At 69.3% G+C, this 14,850-nt stretch carries 25 protein-coding genes and 1 pseudogene; all 26 read right to left on the bottom strand.

All coding sequences use genetic code 11. The annotated features are described in order from the left end of the window. Positions 1–2: 2 nt before the first annotated feature. Positions 3–872 (bottom strand): tRNA pseudouridine(38-40) synthase TruA, encoded by an 870-nt coding sequence (truA, locus tag LBW97_RS14210; protein WP_224499999.1) that lies wholly within the window; start codon positions 870–872, stop codon positions 3–5. Between the two features lie 17 nt (positions 873–889). After that, positions 890–1,195 (bottom strand): hypothetical protein, encoded by a 306-nt coding sequence (locus LBW97_RS14205; protein ID WP_224499998.1) that lies wholly within the window; start codon positions 1,193–1,195, stop codon positions 890–892. A gap of 218 nt (positions 1,196–1,413) precedes the next feature. Continuing rightward, positions 1,414–1,761, bottom strand: a pseudogene (gene rplQ, locus LBW97_RS14200) (50S ribosomal protein L17); the annotation flags it as partial. A gap of 148 nt (positions 1,762–1,909) precedes the next feature. Continuing rightward, on the bottom strand, positions 1,910–2,986 hold the full coding sequence (locus LBW97_RS14195) for a DNA-directed RNA polymerase subunit alpha (RefSeq protein WP_224499997.1): 1,077 nt from the start codon (positions 2,984–2,986) through the stop codon (positions 1,910–1,912). Positions 2,987–3,084: 98 nt separating this feature from the next. Further along, complete coding sequence (gene rpsD, locus LBW97_RS14190) at positions 3,085–3,711, bottom strand: 30S ribosomal protein S4 (protein ID WP_113811328.1); 627 nt, start codon at positions 3,709–3,711, stop codon at positions 3,085–3,087. A 35-nt stretch (positions 3,712–3,746) separates the two neighbouring features. Further along, entirely contained in the window at positions 3,747–4,154 is a 408-nt protein-coding gene (rpsK, locus tag LBW97_RS14185) for a 30S ribosomal protein S11 (protein WP_026857037.1), read from the bottom strand. A 140-nt stretch (positions 4,155–4,294) separates the two neighbouring features. Beyond that, positions 4,295–4,669, bottom strand: a complete 375-nt coding sequence (rpsM, locus tag LBW97_RS14180; RefSeq protein ID WP_104523773.1) for a 30S ribosomal protein S13 — start codon at positions 4,667–4,669, stop codon at positions 4,295–4,297. Between the two features lie 14 nt (positions 4,670–4,683). After that, positions 4,684–4,797 (bottom strand): 50S ribosomal protein L36, encoded by a 114-nt coding sequence (gene rpmJ / locus LBW97_RS14175; protein WP_012950458.1) that lies wholly within the window; start codon positions 4,795–4,797, stop codon positions 4,684–4,686. A 74-nt stretch (positions 4,798–4,871) separates the two neighbouring features. Continuing rightward, positions 4,872–5,093: a translation initiation factor IF-1 gene (infA, locus tag LBW97_RS14170; protein ID WP_012950459.1), complete on the bottom strand. Its 222-nt coding sequence runs from the start codon at positions 5,091–5,093 to the stop codon at positions 4,872–4,874. 307 nt (positions 5,094–5,400) lie between these two features. Next, positions 5,401–6,204: a type I methionyl aminopeptidase gene (gene map / locus LBW97_RS14165; RefSeq protein ID WP_224499996.1), complete on the bottom strand. Its 804-nt coding sequence runs from the start codon at positions 6,202–6,204 to the stop codon at positions 5,401–5,403. Between the two features lie 93 nt (positions 6,205–6,297). Continuing rightward, complete coding sequence (locus LBW97_RS14160; RefSeq protein ID WP_224499995.1) at positions 6,298–6,912, bottom strand: adenylate kinase; 615 nt, start codon at positions 6,910–6,912, stop codon at positions 6,298–6,300. After that, positions 6,912–8,222, bottom strand: a complete 1,311-nt coding sequence (gene secY / locus LBW97_RS14155) for a preprotein translocase subunit SecY (protein WP_224499994.1) — start codon at positions 8,220–8,222, stop codon at positions 6,912–6,914. Before secY ends, LBW97_RS14160 begins: the two co-directional genes overlap by 1 nt. Before the next feature lie 86 nt (positions 8,223–8,308). Continuing rightward, positions 8,309–8,746 carry a 50S ribosomal protein L15 gene (rplO, locus tag LBW97_RS14150; protein ID WP_374490034.1) on the bottom strand — a complete coding sequence of 146 codons (438 nt, stop codon included), beginning with the start codon at positions 8,744–8,746 and terminating at the stop codon, positions 8,309–8,311. Positions 8,747–8,765: 19 nt separating this feature from the next. Beyond that, positions 8,766–8,945 carry a 50S ribosomal protein L30 gene (gene rpmD, locus LBW97_RS14145; RefSeq protein WP_224499992.1) on the bottom strand — a complete coding sequence of 60 codons (180 nt, stop codon included), beginning with the start codon at positions 8,943–8,945 and terminating at the stop codon, positions 8,766–8,768. Between the two features lies 1 nt (position 8,946). Next, the gene (gene rpsE, locus LBW97_RS14140; protein ID WP_224499991.1) at positions 8,947–9,567 is read right to left on the bottom strand and encodes a 30S ribosomal protein S5; all 621 of its coding nucleotides are present in this window, start codon (positions 9,565–9,567) and stop codon (positions 8,947–8,949) included. Between the two features lie 49 nt (positions 9,568–9,616). After that, positions 9,617–10,024, bottom strand: a complete 408-nt coding sequence (gene rplR / locus LBW97_RS14135) for a 50S ribosomal protein L18 (protein WP_255601017.1) — start codon at positions 10,022–10,024, stop codon at positions 9,617–9,619. Further along, positions 10,024–10,563, bottom strand: a complete 540-nt coding sequence (gene rplF / locus LBW97_RS14130) for a 50S ribosomal protein L6 (RefSeq protein ID WP_224499990.1) — start codon at positions 10,561–10,563, stop codon at positions 10,024–10,026. Before rplF ends, rplR begins: the two co-directional genes overlap by 1 nt. A 13-nt stretch (positions 10,564–10,576) precedes the next feature. Then, positions 10,577–10,987 (bottom strand): 30S ribosomal protein S8, encoded by a 411-nt coding sequence (gene rpsH, locus LBW97_RS14125; RefSeq protein ID WP_224499989.1) that lies wholly within the window; start codon positions 10,985–10,987, stop codon positions 10,577–10,579. Between the two features lie 161 nt (positions 10,988–11,148). Next, a complete protein-coding gene (locus LBW97_RS14120) occupies positions 11,149–11,334 on the bottom strand; it encodes a type Z 30S ribosomal protein S14 (RefSeq protein ID WP_091981751.1) in 186 nt (61 codons plus the stop codon). Positions 11,335–11,353: 19 nt separating this feature from the next. After that, positions 11,354–11,908 (bottom strand): 50S ribosomal protein L5, encoded by a 555-nt coding sequence (gene rplE / locus LBW97_RS14115; protein ID WP_224500143.1) that lies wholly within the window; start codon positions 11,906–11,908, stop codon positions 11,354–11,356. A gap of 50 nt (positions 11,909–11,958) precedes the next feature. After that, positions 11,959–12,273 (bottom strand): 50S ribosomal protein L24, encoded by a 315-nt coding sequence (gene rplX / locus LBW97_RS14110; protein ID WP_104523805.1) that lies wholly within the window; start codon positions 12,271–12,273, stop codon positions 11,959–11,961. Between the two features lie 35 nt (positions 12,274–12,308). Continuing rightward, entirely contained in the window at positions 12,309–12,677 is a 369-nt protein-coding gene (gene rplN / locus LBW97_RS14105) for a 50S ribosomal protein L14 (RefSeq protein WP_091929103.1), read from the bottom strand. A 212-nt stretch (positions 12,678–12,889) separates the two neighbouring features. Further along, entirely contained in the window at positions 12,890–13,180 is a 291-nt protein-coding gene (gene rpsQ / locus LBW97_RS14100; protein ID WP_224499988.1) for a 30S ribosomal protein S17, read from the bottom strand. Continuing rightward, positions 13,177–13,410, bottom strand: a complete 234-nt coding sequence (gene rpmC, locus LBW97_RS14095) for a 50S ribosomal protein L29 (protein ID WP_089336468.1) — start codon at positions 13,408–13,410, stop codon at positions 13,177–13,179. Before rpmC ends, rpsQ begins: the two co-directional genes overlap by 4 nt. Beyond that, positions 13,410–13,826, bottom strand: coding sequence for a 50S ribosomal protein L16 (gene rplP / locus LBW97_RS14090; RefSeq protein WP_104523783.1), 417 nt, complete (start codon positions 13,824–13,826; stop codon positions 13,410–13,412). Before rplP ends, rpmC begins: the two co-directional genes overlap by 1 nt. A 3-nt stretch (positions 13,827–13,829) precedes the next feature. Then, complete coding sequence (gene rpsC, locus LBW97_RS14085) at positions 13,830–14,768, bottom strand: 30S ribosomal protein S3 (RefSeq protein WP_224499987.1); 939 nt, start codon at positions 14,766–14,768, stop codon at positions 13,830–13,832. Between the last annotated feature and the right edge of the window lie 82 nt (positions 14,769–14,850).

The raw sequence follows: 14,850 nt of genomic DNA, 5'->3' as shown, positions 1-14,850 counted from the left end.
GGCTAAGGCCCGCGGCGGGCGCGGGTGACCTGCGTGCGGGCTCCGAGCTCGGCGTCCGGCGGATAGTCGACCGCGACGAGCGCGAGACCGTGCGCGGGCGCCACCGGCACCTCACTGGACCGCTCCGTGCGACTGAGCAGGCTCGCGGGCCAGTCCAGCGGACGCCGGCCCTCACCGACGGCGATGAGCCCGCCGACGAGGCTGCGGACCATGGAGTGGCAGAAGGCGTCGGCCGAGGCGTCGATGCGCACGACCTCGGTGCCGTCCTCCTCCCGCTGGCGCGCAACGGTCAGCCGGAGCAGCGTCCGGATCGTCGTCGCCCCCTCGCGCCGCTTGCAGTAGGCGGCGAAGTCGTTCTGCCCGAGCAGCAGTCCGGCGGCAAGGTCCATGGCGCCCGCGTCGAGCGTGCGGGGCCAGGCGACGGTGTCGGACCGCCGCAGCGGCGGCGGCCCGGCCGGGTCGTCGGTCAGCCGGTACACGTAGTGCCTCGCCAGCGCACCGAAGCGGGCATCGAAGTCCGGGTGCGCCTCCTCGACCGACCGCACGACGACGTCCCCCGGGAGGACGCCACGCAGCCGGCGGACCAGCTTCGGCGCCTGCTCGGCCCACAGCTCGGCCGGGATGTCGCAGTGCACCACCTGCCCGGTGGCGTGGACCCCTGCATCCGTCCGGCCCGCGACGGTCAGCTCGACCGGGCGGCGCAGCACCGTGGCGAGGCCCTGCTCCAGCTCCTGCTGCACGGTGCGCAGCGCGGGCTGCCGGGCCCACCCGTGGAACGCGGTCCCGTCGTACTGGACCCCGAGACGAAGACGGACGAGCCCGCCACCGGTGTGGGTGGCGGGCTCGTCCGGGTGCTGACTGGTCAGCGACACGTCGTGGAGGCGAGGTGCTATCGCGGGTCGGGAGCCGACTCGCCGCCGGGAGCGTTCAGGCTGGCCGTGGCGGCGTCACCCATCTCCGCGGCGTTGACCTCGGCCGCGACGGCATCGGCCACCTCGGGCGAGAGGTTCGGGTCGTCGACGACCGCGGTGTTGTGCGCGGTCGGCTGACGGGTGACGTCGCCGTCGTCCTGGCGCTCACCGTCGGGGGTGAAGACGTCGGTGACGATCTCCTGCGCCTCGTCGGTGACGGAGCCGTCGGTCACGGCCGGGGAGGTGTCGCCACCGGGCCCCGTGGTGCCCTCGGGACCGGTCACTTGGCGCCGTCCGTGCCCTCGGCCTCGTCGGCGGCCGCGTCGTCCGCGGTCTCCTCGGCCGGGGCGTCGGCGACGGGCGCCTCGGCTGCCGGGGTCTCCTCGACGACGTCCGCGGTGACCTCGCCGGTGGCGGCGGACGAGCCGGCGCCGGAGGCGAACTGCGTGCCGCGGGCCCGCTCGGCCTCGCCGACGGCCTGCTGCGCGACGGTCAGCGCCTCGACCAGCTCGATGACCGCCATGGGGGCGTTGTCGCCCTTGCGGGGACCGACCTTGGTGATGCGGGTGTAGCCACCGGGGCGGTTCTCGAAGCGAGGACCGATCTCGGCGAAGAGGGTGTGGACGACGTCCTTGTCACGGATGGTCGTCATCACCTGGCGACGGGCGTGCAGGTCACCGCGCTTGGCGAAGGTGACCAGCTTCTCGGCCAGCGGACGGAGCCGCTTCGCCTTCGCCTCGGTCGTGGTGATGCGGCCGTGCTCGAACAGCGAGGTGGCCAGGTTGGCCAGCATCAGCCGCTCGTGCGCGGGGCCGCCGCCGAGACGGGGTCCCTTGGTGGGGGTGGGCATGTCGGTCCTTCCTCAGGCCGCCGGGCGCTCGCTGCCGGCTGCATCCGTGGTGCTGCTGTCGTCCGTACTGCGGTGGTGCTCGCGTTCAGTGTGGCTGCCCGCGGGGCGGTGCCGGACGGCGGGTTGCCCCGCCGTCCGGCACACGGCCTCAGAGCTGCTCGGTCTCCTGGAAGGAGGCCTCGTCGTACTGGGCCTGGTCGTAGCCCGCGGCGTACTCGCCGGTGCCCTGGTAGGCGTCCGTCTCGTAGCCCTCGTCGTAGCTCTCCACCGAGGTGGGGATGAATCCGGGCGGGCTGTCCTTGAGCGCGAGGCCCATGGCAGCCAGCTTCATCTTGACCTCGTCGATCGACTTGGCCCCGAAGTTCCGGATGTCGAGCAGGTCGGCCTCGGAACGGGTGACGAGCTCACCGACGGTGTGCACGCCCTCGCGCTTGAGGCAGTTGTAGGACCGGACGGTGAGGTCCATGTCCTCGATCGGCATCGAGAAGTTCGCGATGTCGGCGGCCTCTGCCGGGCTGGGCCCGACCTCGATGCCCTCGGCGTCGACGTTCAGCTCGCGCAGCAGACCGAAGAGCTCGACCAGGGTCGACCCGGCGGACGCGATGGCGTCACGGGGGGCGATGGACGGCTTGGTCTCGACGTCGACCACGAGGCGGTCGAAGTCGGTGCGCTGCTCGACGCGGGTCGCCTCGACGGCGTAGGTGACCTTGAGGACCGGCGAGTAGATCGAGTCGACGGGGATGCGACCGATCTCCTGGCCGGGCTGCTTGTTCTGCGGCGCCGGGACGTAGCCGCGGCCGCGCTCGACGACGAGCTCGACCTCGAGCCGGCCCTTGCCGTTGAGGGTCGCGATGTGCAGGTCGGGGTTGTGCACCTCGACGCCGGCCGGCGGCGCGATGTCCGCGGCGGTGACCTGCCCGGGGCCCTGCTTGCGCAGGTACATCGTCACCGGCTCGTCCGAGTCGGAGCTGACGACGAGACCCTTGAGGTTCAGGATGATCTCGGTGACGTCCTCCTTGACGCCCGGCACGGTGGTGAACTCGTGCAGGGTGCCCTCGATGCGGATGCTGGTGACAGCCGCGCCGGGGATGGAGGAGAGCAGCGTGCGCCGCAGGGAGTTGCCGAGGGTGTAGCCGAAACCCGGCTCGAGCGGCTCGATGACGAACCGCGAGCGCTGCTCCGAGATGATCTCCTCGGTCAGCGTGGGGCGCTGTGCGATGAGCATGTGTTTCTCCTTCAGGTCCTCCGGCACCCGCCATATGACGCCGTGAGGGTGGTGCTGGCTCCGGCGGGCATCTGTCCGCCCGCCGGAGCCGGTAGGAGCTACTTGGAGTAGAGCTCCACGATCAGCTGCTCCTGGACCGGGGTATCGATCACCTGGCGGGCCGGGATGCTGTGCACGAGCACGCGCAGCTGGCTGCTGATGACCTCGAGCCACGCGGGAACGGGACGCTCGCCGGCGCGGGCCTGGGCCACCTCGAACGGCAGCATCGTGCGCGACTTCTCGGCCACCTCGATGATGTCGTTCTCGCTCACGCGGTACGACGGGATGTCGACCTTGCGGCCGTTCACCCGGATGTGGCCGTGGCGGACCAGCTGGCGCGCCATGTCGCGGGACTCGGCGAAGCCGGCCCGGTAGACCACGTTGTCCAGCCGCGACTCGAGGATCTGCAGGAGAACCTCACCGGTCTTGCCGGTCTTGCGGTTGGCCTCTTCGTAGTAACCGCGGAACTGCTTCTCCAGCACGCCGTAGATGCGGCGGGCCTTCTGCTTCTCACGAAGCTGGAGCAGGTACTCGCTGTCCTTGGTGCGGCCACGGCCGTGCTCGCCCGGCGGGTAGGGCCGGATCTCGATCGGGCACTTCGCGGACTCGCACTTGCTGCCCTTGAGGAACAGCTTCATCTTCTCGCGCCGGCAGAGGCGGCAATCGGCTCCGGTGTAACGGGCCACGTCAAATACTCCTGTTTCGTCTCGTCAGTGACCGGTCAGACCCGGCGGCGCTTCTTGGGCCGGCAGCCGTTGTGCGGCTGCGGCGTCACGTCCTGGATCTGCCCGACCTCGAGGCCGGTGGCCTGCAGGGAGCGGATGGCCGTCTCGCGACCGGACCCAGGGCCCTTCACGAAGACGTCGACCTTGCGCATGCCGTGCTCCTGCGCCTTGCGCGCGGCGTTCTCGGCAGCCATCTGCGCCGCGAACGGCGTGGACTTGCGCGAGCCCTTGAAGCCGACGTGGCCGGCGGAGGCCCAGCTGATCACGTTGCCGTTGGGGTCGGTGATCGACACGATCGTGTTGTTGAACGTGCTCTTGATGTGCGCGGCGCCGTGGGCGACGTTCTTCTTCTCCTTGCGGCGGACCTTCTTGGCGCCGGCCGCAGTGCGAGCCCTGGGAGGCATGTCTCTCCGGTCTGAGTCTGTGTTCGTGGCCTGGGTGGTGCGGTTGCCTCCGCGGTGATGTGCGCGCAGAGGCGGTTCGGCTGGGGCGCTCCGCCGGTCCGGCCCTCTCGGACCTGGGGCGGCGCGCCGTCACGCCTGGGTCAGCGGGCCTTCTTCTTGCCCGCGATGGTCTTGCGCGGGCCCTTGCTCGAGCGCGCGTTGGTCTTGGTGCGCTGACCGTGCACCGGGAGACCGCGGCGGTGCCGCAGTCCCTGGTAGCAACCGATCTCCACCTTGCGGCGGATGTCGGCGGCCACCTCACGGCGGAGGTCACCCTCGACGCGGAAGTGCTCGTCGATGTAGTCGCGGAGCTTCAGCAGGTCCTCGTCGCCGAGGTCCTTGGCGCGCAGGTCCGGGCTGACGCCCGTCGCCGCAAGGACCTCCTTGGCGTGGTGCTTGCCGATGCCATAGATGTAGGTGAGCGCGATCTCCATCCGCTTCTCGCGGGGCAGGTCGACGCCAGCCAGTCGTGCCATGTTCAGGTACTCCCTCAGCCCTGGCGCTGCTTGTGCCGGGCGTTGTCGCAGATGACCATGACCCGGCCGTGCCGGCGGATCACCTTGCACTTGTCGCAGATCTTCTTCACCGACGGCTGGACCTTCACCGGTGCCGCCCCTCATTTCCTCGGATCGTGCGCCCGCCGCGCTCTGCCTTGCGGCAGCTGCACGGTCCGAGCGGTTACTTGTAGCGGTAGACGATGCGACCGCGCGTCAGGTCGTAGGGCGAGAGCTCCACGACCACGCGGTCCTCGGGCAGGATGCGGATGTAGTGCTGCCGCATCTTGCCGCTGATGTGGGCGAGCACCCGGTGCCCGTTCTGCAGCTCGACCCGGAACATCGCATTGGGCAGCGGCTCGACGACGCGACCCTCGACCTCGATGGCCCCGTCCTTCTTCGCCATGCCTAAGACGCGCTCCCTGACTCGGTGGTACTGGATCCTCGTGCGCCCATGCCCGAACCCGGCAGGACGTACTCGGTGATTGCAGAACAGGTGGTGCAGGCGCTTTCGCAGAGGGCGTCTCGGGTCATGCGGCCACAGCACGACGACGAAACGGCGCTAGCGCCATCGAAGAGAGTACCCCGGCGTCCCACGCGTCACCAACCCGCCCCCGTAGTGACGGTGCCGACTCCCTGGTGAGGCGCTGGAACGGCCCCCGTTCAGGGTCCCGCCACGAGCGGAGCGAGTGGTGGGGCGAACGGGGGTCCTTTTACTGGCGGGGGGTGACCCCGAACGGGGCGAGACCCGCCACGCCACCGTCCTCCGCCGTCAAGACCCAGGGGCCTTCCGGCGTGATGGCGACGCTGTGCTCGAAGTGCGCGGCGCGCGAGCCGTCCTTGGTGACGACCGTCCAGCCGTCGTCGAGTTCGGCCGTGGACGGGTCGCCGACCGTCACCATCGGCTCGATCGCCAGCGCGAGACCGGGCACCAGCTTCGGACCGCGACCCGGACGCCCGTAGTTGAGGACGTGCGGGTCCTGGTGCATCTCGGTGCCGATGCCGTGGCCGCCGTAGTGGTCGACGATGCCGTAGTCGTGCTCGTGCGAGCGGATCGACTCCTCGACGGCGTGGCTGATGTCGGTCAGCCGGCCACCGGCCACCGCGCGCGCGAGGCCCGCCCACATGGAGCGCTCGGTCACCTCGAGGAGGGCGGCGTCCTCCGGAGAGGGCTCCCCCACCGTCACGGTGATGGCGGAGTCGCTGTGCCAGCCGTTCAGGATGGCGCCGCAGTCGATCGAGATGTTGTCGCCGGCCGCGAGGCGGCGCTCGGGGTTCGGGATCCCGTGCACGATCTCGTCGTTGATCGAGGCGCAGATGGTGCCGGTGAAGCCGTGGTAGCCGAGGAAGTTGGGCACGGCCCCGTGGGACCGGATGTAGTCCTCGGCGACGGCGTCCAGCTCCCCTGTGCTGACCCCTGGCGCGACGGCGGCCTTGACCGCCTTCAACGCGCCCGCGGTGATCAGCCCCGAGGCCCGCATGAGCTCGATCTCGTGTGCCGTCTTGATCTGGATCATGCGTCCACTCCACTTCGCCAGCAGCGGGAGGCGACCGAGGATGCCTGCAGTCATCTGCCGTGCTGTCCCTTCACGGGCCCGGGGGCCGGCTGCTCAGACAGCAGCCGACTGCCCGGCATCGCCGTCGTCGTCCGCACCCAGGGCATTCATCGCCCGGGCGGTGACCTCCTCGACCGAACCGATCGCGTCGATCCGGCTCAGCAGGCCTTCGCCCTCGTAGAACCCGGCCACGGGCGCGGTCTGCTCCCGGTACACGTTCAGCCGGTGCCGCACGGTCTCGGGCTTGTCGTCGTCGCGCTGGGTCTCCTTGCCATCGACGATCATGCGCCGGCCGGAGAGCCGTCGGACCAGCTCGTCCTCCTCGACGACGAGCTCGACGACGCGATCCAGCTTGTGGCCCAGGTCGGCGAGGGAGTCCCGGAGCTGCTCGGCCTGCGGAATGCTCCGCGGGAATCCGTCCAGCAGGAAGCCCGTCTCGGCATCGGGCTGGGCGAGCCGGTCCTTGACCATGGCGACGGTGATCTCGTCGGGGACGAGGTTGCCGGCGTCCAGGTACGTCTTGACCTGCAGGCCCAGCTCGGTCTGCCCGCTGACGTTCGCGCGGAAGATGTCGCCGGTCGAGATCGCCGGGACACCGAGCTTGTCGGAGATGACCTTCGCCTGGGTGCCCTTGCCCGCTCCGGGGGGGCCCAGGAGGACGATGCGCACTACTTCAGGAACCCTTCGTAGTTGCGCTGATTCAGCTGCGTCTCGATCTGCTTCACCGTCTCCAACCCCACTCCGACCATGATCAGGACCGCGGTACCGCCGAACGGGAAGTTCTGGTTCTGCCCTGGCTGCGTGAGCGAGAGGAACAGGTTCGGCAGGACAGCCACCGTACCCAGGTAGATCGACCCGGGCAGGGTGATCCTGGAGAGCACGTACTGCAGGTATTCGGCCGTGGGCCGCCCCGGGCGGATGCCCGGGATGAAACCGCCGTAGCGCTTCATGTCATCCGCGCGCTCCTCCGGGTTGAACGTGATCGACACGTAGAAGTACGTGAAGAACACGATCAGGCCGAAGTAGATCGCCACGTGGACCGGGCTGCTCTGGTCGATGACGTAGTTCTCGAAGAAGCGGCGCACGGCGCCGGTCTCGCTGCCCTGCAGCTGGGTGACCAGCTGGGGCAGGTACAGCAGCGAGGAGGCGAAGATGACCGGGATGACGCCGGCCTGGTTCACCTTGAGCGGCAGGTAGGTCGAGGTGCCCCCGTACATGCGGCGCCCGACCATCCGCTTGGCGTACTGCACGGGGATCCGTCGCTGCGCCTGCTCGACGTAGACGACCGTCCCGATGATCAGCACCGCGATCACGCAGACGACGGCGAAGACCAGGCCGCCGCGGGACTGGAGGATCGCGCCACCCTCGGCCGGGATCCGGGCGGCGATCGAGGTGAAGATCAGCACGGACATGCCGTTGCCGATCCCCTTCTCGGTCAGCAGCTCGCCCAGCCACATCACGAGGGCGGTGCCGGCGGTCAGCGCCACGACCAGGATGACGGTGGCCCAGACGGAGTTCGACGGGATGATCGACTCGCTGCAGTTCGGGAAGAGCTGACCGCTGCGTGCGAGGGCGATGATCCCGGTGCTCTGCAGGACCGCGAGAGCGATCGTCAGGTAGCGCGTGTACTGGGTCAGCTTGGCCTGACCCGACTGCCCTTCCTTCTTCAGCTGCTCGAACCGCGGGATCACGACCACCAGCAACTGCACGATGATGCTGGCCGTGATGTACGGCATGATGCCGAGCGCGAAGACGGAGAGCTTCAGGAGCGCGCCGCCGGAGAACAGGTTGACCAGGGAGTAGATGTCCCGCTGGTCGGAGGCCTGCGCCTGCTCCAGACAGCTGTTGATCGCCTCCACGGAGACGCCCGGCCCGGGCACAGCGGCGCCCAACCGGTACACGGCGATGATCGCCAGGGAGAACAGCAGCTTGCGCCGGAGATCTGGCGTCCGGAACGCCGCGGCGAACGCCTGCAGCACGTGCCCTCCCCTAGTTCGGTCGGCCGAGGTTAGCAATGCAGCCGTCGACCCCCGGGACGCAGTGCGTCCCGGGGGTCGAGGGTGCCTCAGAGAACGGTGGTGCTGCCCCCGGCCGCGCCGATCTTGTCGGCTGCGGACGTGGAGAAGGCGTGCGCCTGGACGTCGACCTTCACGCCACTGAGGTCGCCGGTGCCGAGCACCTTGACCGGGTGACCACGACGGACGGCGCCGGCCTCGACGAGCGTGTCCGGGTTGACCGAACCGCCCTGCGGGAAGAGCGCCGCGATCCGGTCGAGGTTGACGACCTGGAACACGACCTTGTTGGGGCTCTTGAAGCCCGAGAGCTTGGGCAGCCGCATGTGCAGCGGGGTCTGCCCACCCTCGAACCGCGCGTGGGTGTTGCCACGCGCGCCGGTGCCCTTGGTACCGCGACCGGCCGTCTTGCCCTTGGAGCCCTCACCACGACCCACGCGGGTCTTGGCGGTGTGGGCGCCCGGGGCGGGGCGCAGGTGGTGGACCTTCAGAGTCATAGCGAGTCTTTCCTCAGACCTCTTCGACGGTGACCAGGTGCGGCACCGTAGCGACCATCCCGCGGATCTCGGGACGGTCCTCCTGGACGACCGAGTCGTTGATCCGCTTCAGGCCCAGGGAGCGCAGCGTCTCGCGCTGGTTGGGCTTGGTGCCGATCGCGGACTTGATCTGGGTGACCTTGAGCTGAGCCATCTCAGACCCCCTGACCCGCACGGGCACGCAGCATGGCGGCGGGGGCGACGTCCTCGAGCGGCAGACCGCGGCGAGCCGCGATCTCCTCGGGGCGGACGAGGTCCTTCAGCGCCTGCATCGTCGCGTGCACGATGTTGATCGGGTTCGAGGAACCGAGGCTCTTCGAGAGCACGTCGTGGATGCCCGCGCACTCGAGCACGGCGCGCACCGGACCACCGGCGATGACACCGGTACCCGGGCTGGCCGGCTTCAGGAGCACGACACCGGCGGCCGCCTCACCCTGCACCGGGTGCGGGATGGTGCTGGCGATGCGAGGCACCTTGTAGAAGTGCTTCTTGGCCTCCTCGACACCCTTGGCGATCGCCGCGGGCACCTCCTTGGCCTTGCCGTAGCCGACACCGACGGTGCCGTCGCCGTCGCCCACGATCACCAGGGCGGTGAAGCTGAAGCGACGACCACCCTTGACGACCTTGGACACGCGGTTGATGGCCACGACGCGCTCGATGTAGTTGCTCTTCTCGGCGGGCGCGCCTCCGGGGCCCCGACCGCCGTCGCGGCGGTCGCGGCGGTCGTTACCGCCGGCGGCGCCGGCGCCGCCGCCGCGTCGCTGTGGTCCTGGCATCAGACGTCCCTCTCGATCTGCTTGCTCGTGCTGGTGGGGTGGGTGGTCATCAGAAGTCCAGCCCACCCTCGCGGGCACCGTCGGCCAGAGCGGCGATGCGCCCGGCGTAACGGTTGCCACCGCGGTCGAAGACGACCGCCGCGATGCCGGCGGCCTTGGCGCGCTCGGCGATCAGGCCCCCGACCTTGCGGGCCTGGGCGCTCTTGTCGCCCTCGGCGCCACGAAGGCTGGCGTCCATCGTCGAGGCGCTGGCCACCGTGCGACCGACGGTGTCGTCGATCAGCTGCACGTGGATGTGACGCGAGCTGCGCTTGACCGCCAGGCGGGGACGCTCCGGCGTGCCGGAGACCCGCTTGCGCAGCCGGTTGTGACGGCGAAGACGCGAAGTGCGCCGCGCCGTGCTGATGTCGGTGCCCACGGGCTTGTGGACCCGAACGGCCTTCTCTGCCTGAGCCATCACTTACCCGTCTTCCCGACCTTGCGCTTGATGACCTCGCCCTGATACCGCACGCCCTTGCCCTTGTACGGGTCGGGCTTGCGGATCTTGCGGATCTTGGCTGAGACCTCGCCGACCAGCTGCTTGTCGATACCGCTGACCCGCAGGCGGGTCGGGGACTCGACGGCGAAGGTGATGCCCTCGGGCGCCTTCACGGGAACCGGGTGGCTGAAGCCCAGGGCGAACTCGAGGTCCGAGCCGCGCGCCTGGACGCGGTAACCGACGCCGACGATCTCGAGGGTCTTCGTGTAGCCCTCGGTGACGCCGGTGATCATGTTGGCGATCAGGGTCCGCGAGAGCCCGTGGAGGGCGCGGTTCTGCCGCTCGTCGTTGGGGCGCAGCACCTTGAGCGTGCCGTCCTCGTCGCGCTCGACGGTGATCGGGGCCGCGACCGTGTGGCTCAGGTTCCCCTTGGGGCCCTTCACGTTCACGGTCTGGCCGTCGATCGCGATGTCGACGCCACTGGGCACGGCGATCGGGAGTCGTCCGATCCGTGACATTGTCGTTCGCCCCTTACCAGACGTAGGCGAGGACTTCCCCACCCACGCCCTTCTTGTTCGCCTGCTTGTCGGTCAGCAGCCCGGTCGACGTGGAGATGATCGCCACGCCCAGCCCGCCGAGGACCTTGGGCAGCGAGGTGGACTTCGCGTACACGCGCAGACCGGGCTTGGAGACGCGCCGGACGCCGGCGATGCTCCGCTCACGGTTCGGGCCGTACTTCAGGTCGACGGTCAGCTGCTTGAAGGTGGAGCCGTCCTTCTCGACGTCCCTCACCGTCCAGCCAGCGATGTAACCCTCCTGCTGGAGGATCTCCGCGATGTGCGTCTTCAGCTTCGAGGACGGCATGACCGCAGCGTCGTGGTACGCCTGGTTGGCGTTGCGGAGACGCGTGAGCATGTCCGCGATGGGGTCGGTCATCGTCATGTCGGGTGTTGCCTCTCTCGCCGCGGTTCCTCATGCGCTGGGTCTCGGAGACTTGGCGCTGGGCCTCTCGGCGATCGGTGGTGCGTGGATGACTTACTGGAACGGCCCGGCTGCCAGGTCCTGCGGCTCGCGAAGCGCGTCGCGGGGGGCAGCCGGGTCGGTCACCAGCTGGACTTCTTGACGCCCGGGAGCTCCCCGGCGTGCGCCATCTCCCGCAGGCAGATCCGGCACAGGCCGAACTTGCGGAAGACCGAGTGGGGGCGACCGCACCGCTGGCAGCGCGTGTAACCGCGCACCGCGAACTTCGGCTTGCGGGCCGCCTTGTTGATCAGAGCCTTCTTGGCCATCTGTCTCTCCTGCCCCGGCTCAGCGGGTCGTGTTCACGACGGTCAGGCCGGCGAAGGGGAATCCGAGCTGGCGGAGCAGCTCACGACCCTCCTCGTCGGTCGTGGCGGTGGTGACGAGCGTGATGTCCATGCCGCGCTGACGGTCGATCTTGTCGACGTCGATCTCGCGGAACATCGACTGCTCGTTCAGCCCGAAGGTGTAGTTGCCGTGCCCGTCGAACTGCTTCGGGCTCAGCCCGCGGAAGTCACGGATACGGGGCAGGGCCAGCGACAGCAGCCGGTCCAGGAACTCCCACATGCGGTCGCCGCGCAGGGTGACCTTCGCGCCGATCGGCATGCCCTCGCGCAGCTTGAACTGCGCGATGGACTTGCGGGCCCGGACGACGGCCGGCTTCTGACCGGTGATCGCGGTGAGGTCACGAACGGCGCCGTCCATCAGCTTGGCGTCGCGGGTGGCCTCGCCGACGCCCATGTTGACGACGATCTTCGTCAGACGCGGGATCTGCATGACGTTGTCGAAGTCGAACTCCGACTGCAGGGCCGGAACGATGGCCTCGCGGTAGTGGGCGAGCATGCGGGGCAGCTCGCGGTTGGGGGCGGTCCCCTGAGAAGAAGTCATGATGATCAGAGGTCCTTACCGGTGCGCCGCGAGACCCGGATGTTGCGGCCTTCCTCGTCCTTGCGGTAGCCGACCCGGGTCGGCTTGCCCTCGGAGTCGACGACCATCACGTTGCTCACGTGGATGCGCGCCTCCTGGGTGACGATCCCGCCCTGCTGGGCGCCACGCTGGTTGGAGCTGATCCGGGTGTGCTTCTTCACCCGGCCGACGCCCTCCACCAGGACCTTCTGGTCCTTCGGGTAGGCGGCGATGACCCGACCCTGCGCGCCCTTGTCCTTGCCGGACAGCACGAGGACGGTGTCGCCCTTCTTGACCTTCATCGACGGGGTCTTCCCGCTGGCAGCCTGAGCCATGATCACAGCACCTCCGGGGCGAGCGAGATGATCCGCATGAAGCGCTTGTCGCGCAGCTCCCGGCCGACGGGCCCGAAGATGCGGGTGCCGCGCGGGTCGCCGCTGTCGCGGATGATGACCGCGGCGTTCTCGTCGAAGCGGATGTAGGAACCGTCGGGACGACGGCGCTCCTTCACCGTGCGGACGACGACGGCCTTGACCACGTCGCCCTTCTTCACGCCGGCGCCGGGCAGCGCGTCCTTCACGGTGCCGACGATGACGTCACCGATGCCCGCGTAGCGTCGCCCGGAGCCACCGAGCACACGGATGCAGAGGATCTCCTTCGCACCGGTGTTGTCGGCGACTCGCAGTCGCGACTCCTGCTGGATCACGTCCTACTCCCCAAACTTGTGGTGACAGCCGGACCGGATCGGTGAACCGGCTGTCCGGGACCCGCGTGCGGACGCACCGGCGGCAGAGGCCGCCGGTGCGTCCGAAGCACAGGAACCGGGATGCGGCACACCCGAGGGCGTGCCAGTCGTCCAGCCTACTCGCAGCTGCTGGACGGCTGCACCGCGGCCCCGAAGGGCCGCAGGCGCAGGTCTTACTTGGCCTTCTCGATCACCTGCACGAGCCGCCACCGCTTGGTGGCCGACATCGGGCGGGTCTCCATGATCTGGACGCGGTCGCCGATGCCGGCGACGCCCGCCTCGTCATGCGCCTTGAGCTTGCTCGTGCGGCGGATGACCTTGCCGTATAGGCCGTGCTTCACGCGGTCCTCGACCTCGACGACGATGGTCTTCTCCATCTTGTCGCTGACGACCAGGCCCTCGCGGACCTTGCGGTAGCCACGGCCGGCCAGGCCGGGGCCGGACGACTGCTGGGTCTCGGTCATGCCACACCCTCGTTCGGGGCGACGGAGAGACCCAGCTCGCGCTCGCGCATGATCGTGTAGATCCGAGCGATGTCGCGGCGGACGGTCTGCAGTCGCCGGTTGTTGTCCAGCTGGCCGGTGGCCACCTGGAAGCGCAGGTTGAACAGTTCTTCCTTCGACTCGCGCAGCCGCGCGGCGAGCTCATCGACAGAGAGCTCGCGCAGCTCGGGAGCGGTCAGACCGGCGGCCATCACACTTCTCCTTCACGCGTGATGAAGCGGCACTTCATCGGCAGCTTGTGGATCGCACGCCGCATGGCCTCGCGGGCCACCGGCTCGGCGACACCGGACAGCTCGAACAGCACGCGGCCGGGCTTGACGTTGGCCACCCACCACTCGGGCGAACCCTTACCGGAACCCATGCGGGTCTCGGCGGGCTTCTTGGTCAGCGGACGGTCGGGGTAGATCGAGATCCACACCTTTCCGCCACGCTTGATGTGCCGGGTCATGGCGATACGGGCGGACTCGATCTGGCGGTTGGTCACGTAGGCAGGCTCGAGAGCCTGGATCGCGAACTCACCGAAGTTGATCTCGGTGCCACCCTTGGCCCGACCCGAACGACTCGGGTGGTGCTGCTTGCGGTGCTTGACGCGCCGTGGGATGAGCATGGCTCAGCTCTCCGTGTTCTCGGTGGCCTCAGGAGCGGCGACCTCGGCAGCAGCGGTCTCGACGGCCGCGGTGGCCTCGGGACCGGCCGCCTCGGCGACGGTCTGCTCGGGCGCGACCTCGCCGGAGGTCTGCGCCACGACGGCCTCGGTCGTGTCGACCACGGGACCGGTCGTCGTCTCGGCGGCGGCGCGGCCGGCCTCGGTGCCACCGGCGGTGGTGCCGGAGGAACCGGAACGACGCTGCGGGCGCTGGGCCCGCTCGCGGCGCTGCTGACGGTCGGCGAGCGCCTCGAGGGCGGCGCGCTCGGCGCGGGAGCCGCTGACGTCACCCTTGTAGATCCAGACCTTCACGCCGATGCGGCCGAAGGTCGTACGGGCCTCGTAGATGCCGTAGTCGATGTTCGCGCGGAGCGTGTGCAGGGGAACGCGGCCCTCGCGGTAGAACTCCGAGCGGCTCATCTCCGTGCCGCCGAGGCGACCGGAGCACTGCACCCGGATGCCCTTGACCTGCGGGCTGCGCTGAGCGGACTGCATCGCCTTGCGCATGGCACGACGGAAGCTGACCCGGCTCGAGAGCTGCTCGGCAACGCCCTGGGCGACCAGCTGCGCGTCCGACTCGGGGTTCTTGACCTCGAGGATGTTCAGCTGCACCTGCTTGCCGGTGAGCTTCTCCAGCTCGCCACGGATGCGGTCCGCCTCGGCGCCACGGCGACCGATGACGATGCCCGGACGCGCGGTGTGGATGTCGACGCGGACCCGGTCACGGGTGCGCTCGATCTCCACCTTGGAGATGCCGGCCCGCTCCATGCCCTTGGACATGAGCTTGCGGATCGCGACGTCTTCCTTGACGTAGTCCTTGTACAGCTTGTCCGCGTACCACCGGGACTTGTAGTCGGTGGTGATCCCGAGTCGGAACCCGTGCGGGTTGACCTTCTGACCCACTAGCGGGTCCCTCCCCTCGTGTTGTTCGGCTGCTGCGTGGCCGGGCCCGACATGCCGGTGTCCCGGCGCGCCTTGCGCGACT

This window comes from Blastococcus sp. LR1, from assembly GCF_020166105.1.
Classification (GTDB): Bacteria; Actinomycetota; Actinomycetes; order Mycobacteriales; family Geodermatophilaceae; genus Blastococcus.
The sequence above is the reverse complement of the archived record's forward strand: the minus strand, read 5'-3'. Positions and strand labels throughout refer to the sequence as shown.

Excerpts from the sequence above, each read along its gene's own strand:
- LBW97_RS14195 (WP_224499997.1), bottom strand. The coding sequence starts at position 2,986 with ATGCTCATCGCACAGCGCCCCACGCTGACCGAGGAGATCATCTCGGAG.
- rpsK (WP_026857037.1), bottom strand. The coding sequence starts at position 4,154 with ATGCCTCCCAGGGCTCGCACTGCGGCCGGCGCCAAGAAGGTCCGCCGC.
- rpsM (WP_104523773.1), bottom strand. The coding sequence starts at position 4,669 with ATGGCACGACTGGCTGGCGTCGACCTGCCCCGCGAGAAGCGGATGGAG.
- infA (WP_012950459.1), bottom strand. The coding sequence starts at position 5,093 with ATGGCGAAGAAGGACGGGGCCATCGAGGTCGAGGGTCGCGTCGTCGAG.
- map (WP_224499996.1), bottom strand. The coding sequence starts at position 6,204 with ATGATCCAGATCAAGACGGCACACGAGATCGAGCTCATGCGGGCCTCG.
- rpmD (WP_224499992.1), bottom strand. The coding sequence starts at position 8,945 with ATGGCTCAGCTCAAGGTCACCCAGATCAAGTCCGCGATCGGCACCAAG.
- rpsE (WP_224499991.1), bottom strand. The coding sequence starts at position 9,567 with ATGCCAGGACCACAGCGACGCGGCGGCGGCGCCGGCGCCGCCGGCGGT.
- rplR (WP_255601017.1), bottom strand. The coding sequence starts at position 10,024 with ATGGCTCAGGCAGAGAAGGCCGTTCGGGTCCACAAGCCCGTGGGCACC.
- rplF (WP_224499990.1), bottom strand. The coding sequence starts at position 10,563 with ATGTCACGGATCGGACGACTCCCGATCGCCGTGCCCAGTGGCGTCGAC.
- rpsH (WP_224499989.1), bottom strand. The coding sequence starts at position 10,987 with ATGACGATGACCGACCCCATCGCGGACATGCTCACGCGTCTCCGCAAC.
- LBW97_RS14120 (WP_091981751.1), bottom strand. The coding sequence starts at position 11,334 with ATGGCCAAGAAGGCTCTGATCAACAAGGCGGCCCGCAAGCCGAAGTTC.
- rplE (WP_224500143.1), bottom strand. The coding sequence starts at position 11,908 with ATGCTCGCCCACTACCGCGAGGCCATCGTTCCGGCCCTGCAGTCGGAG.
- rplX (WP_104523805.1), bottom strand. The coding sequence starts at position 12,273 with ATGAAGGTCAAGAAGGGCGACACCGTCCTCGTGCTGTCCGGCAAGGAC.
- rpsQ (WP_224499988.1), bottom strand. The coding sequence starts at position 13,180 with ATGACCGAGACCCAGCAGTCGTCCGGCCCCGGCCTGGCCGGCCGTGGC.
- rpmC (WP_089336468.1), bottom strand. The coding sequence starts at position 13,410 with ATGGCCGCCGGTCTGACCGCTCCCGAGCTGCGCGAGCTCTCTGTCGAT.
- rplP (WP_104523783.1), bottom strand. The coding sequence starts at position 13,826 with ATGCTCATCCCACGGCGCGTCAAGCACCGCAAGCAGCACCACCCGAGT.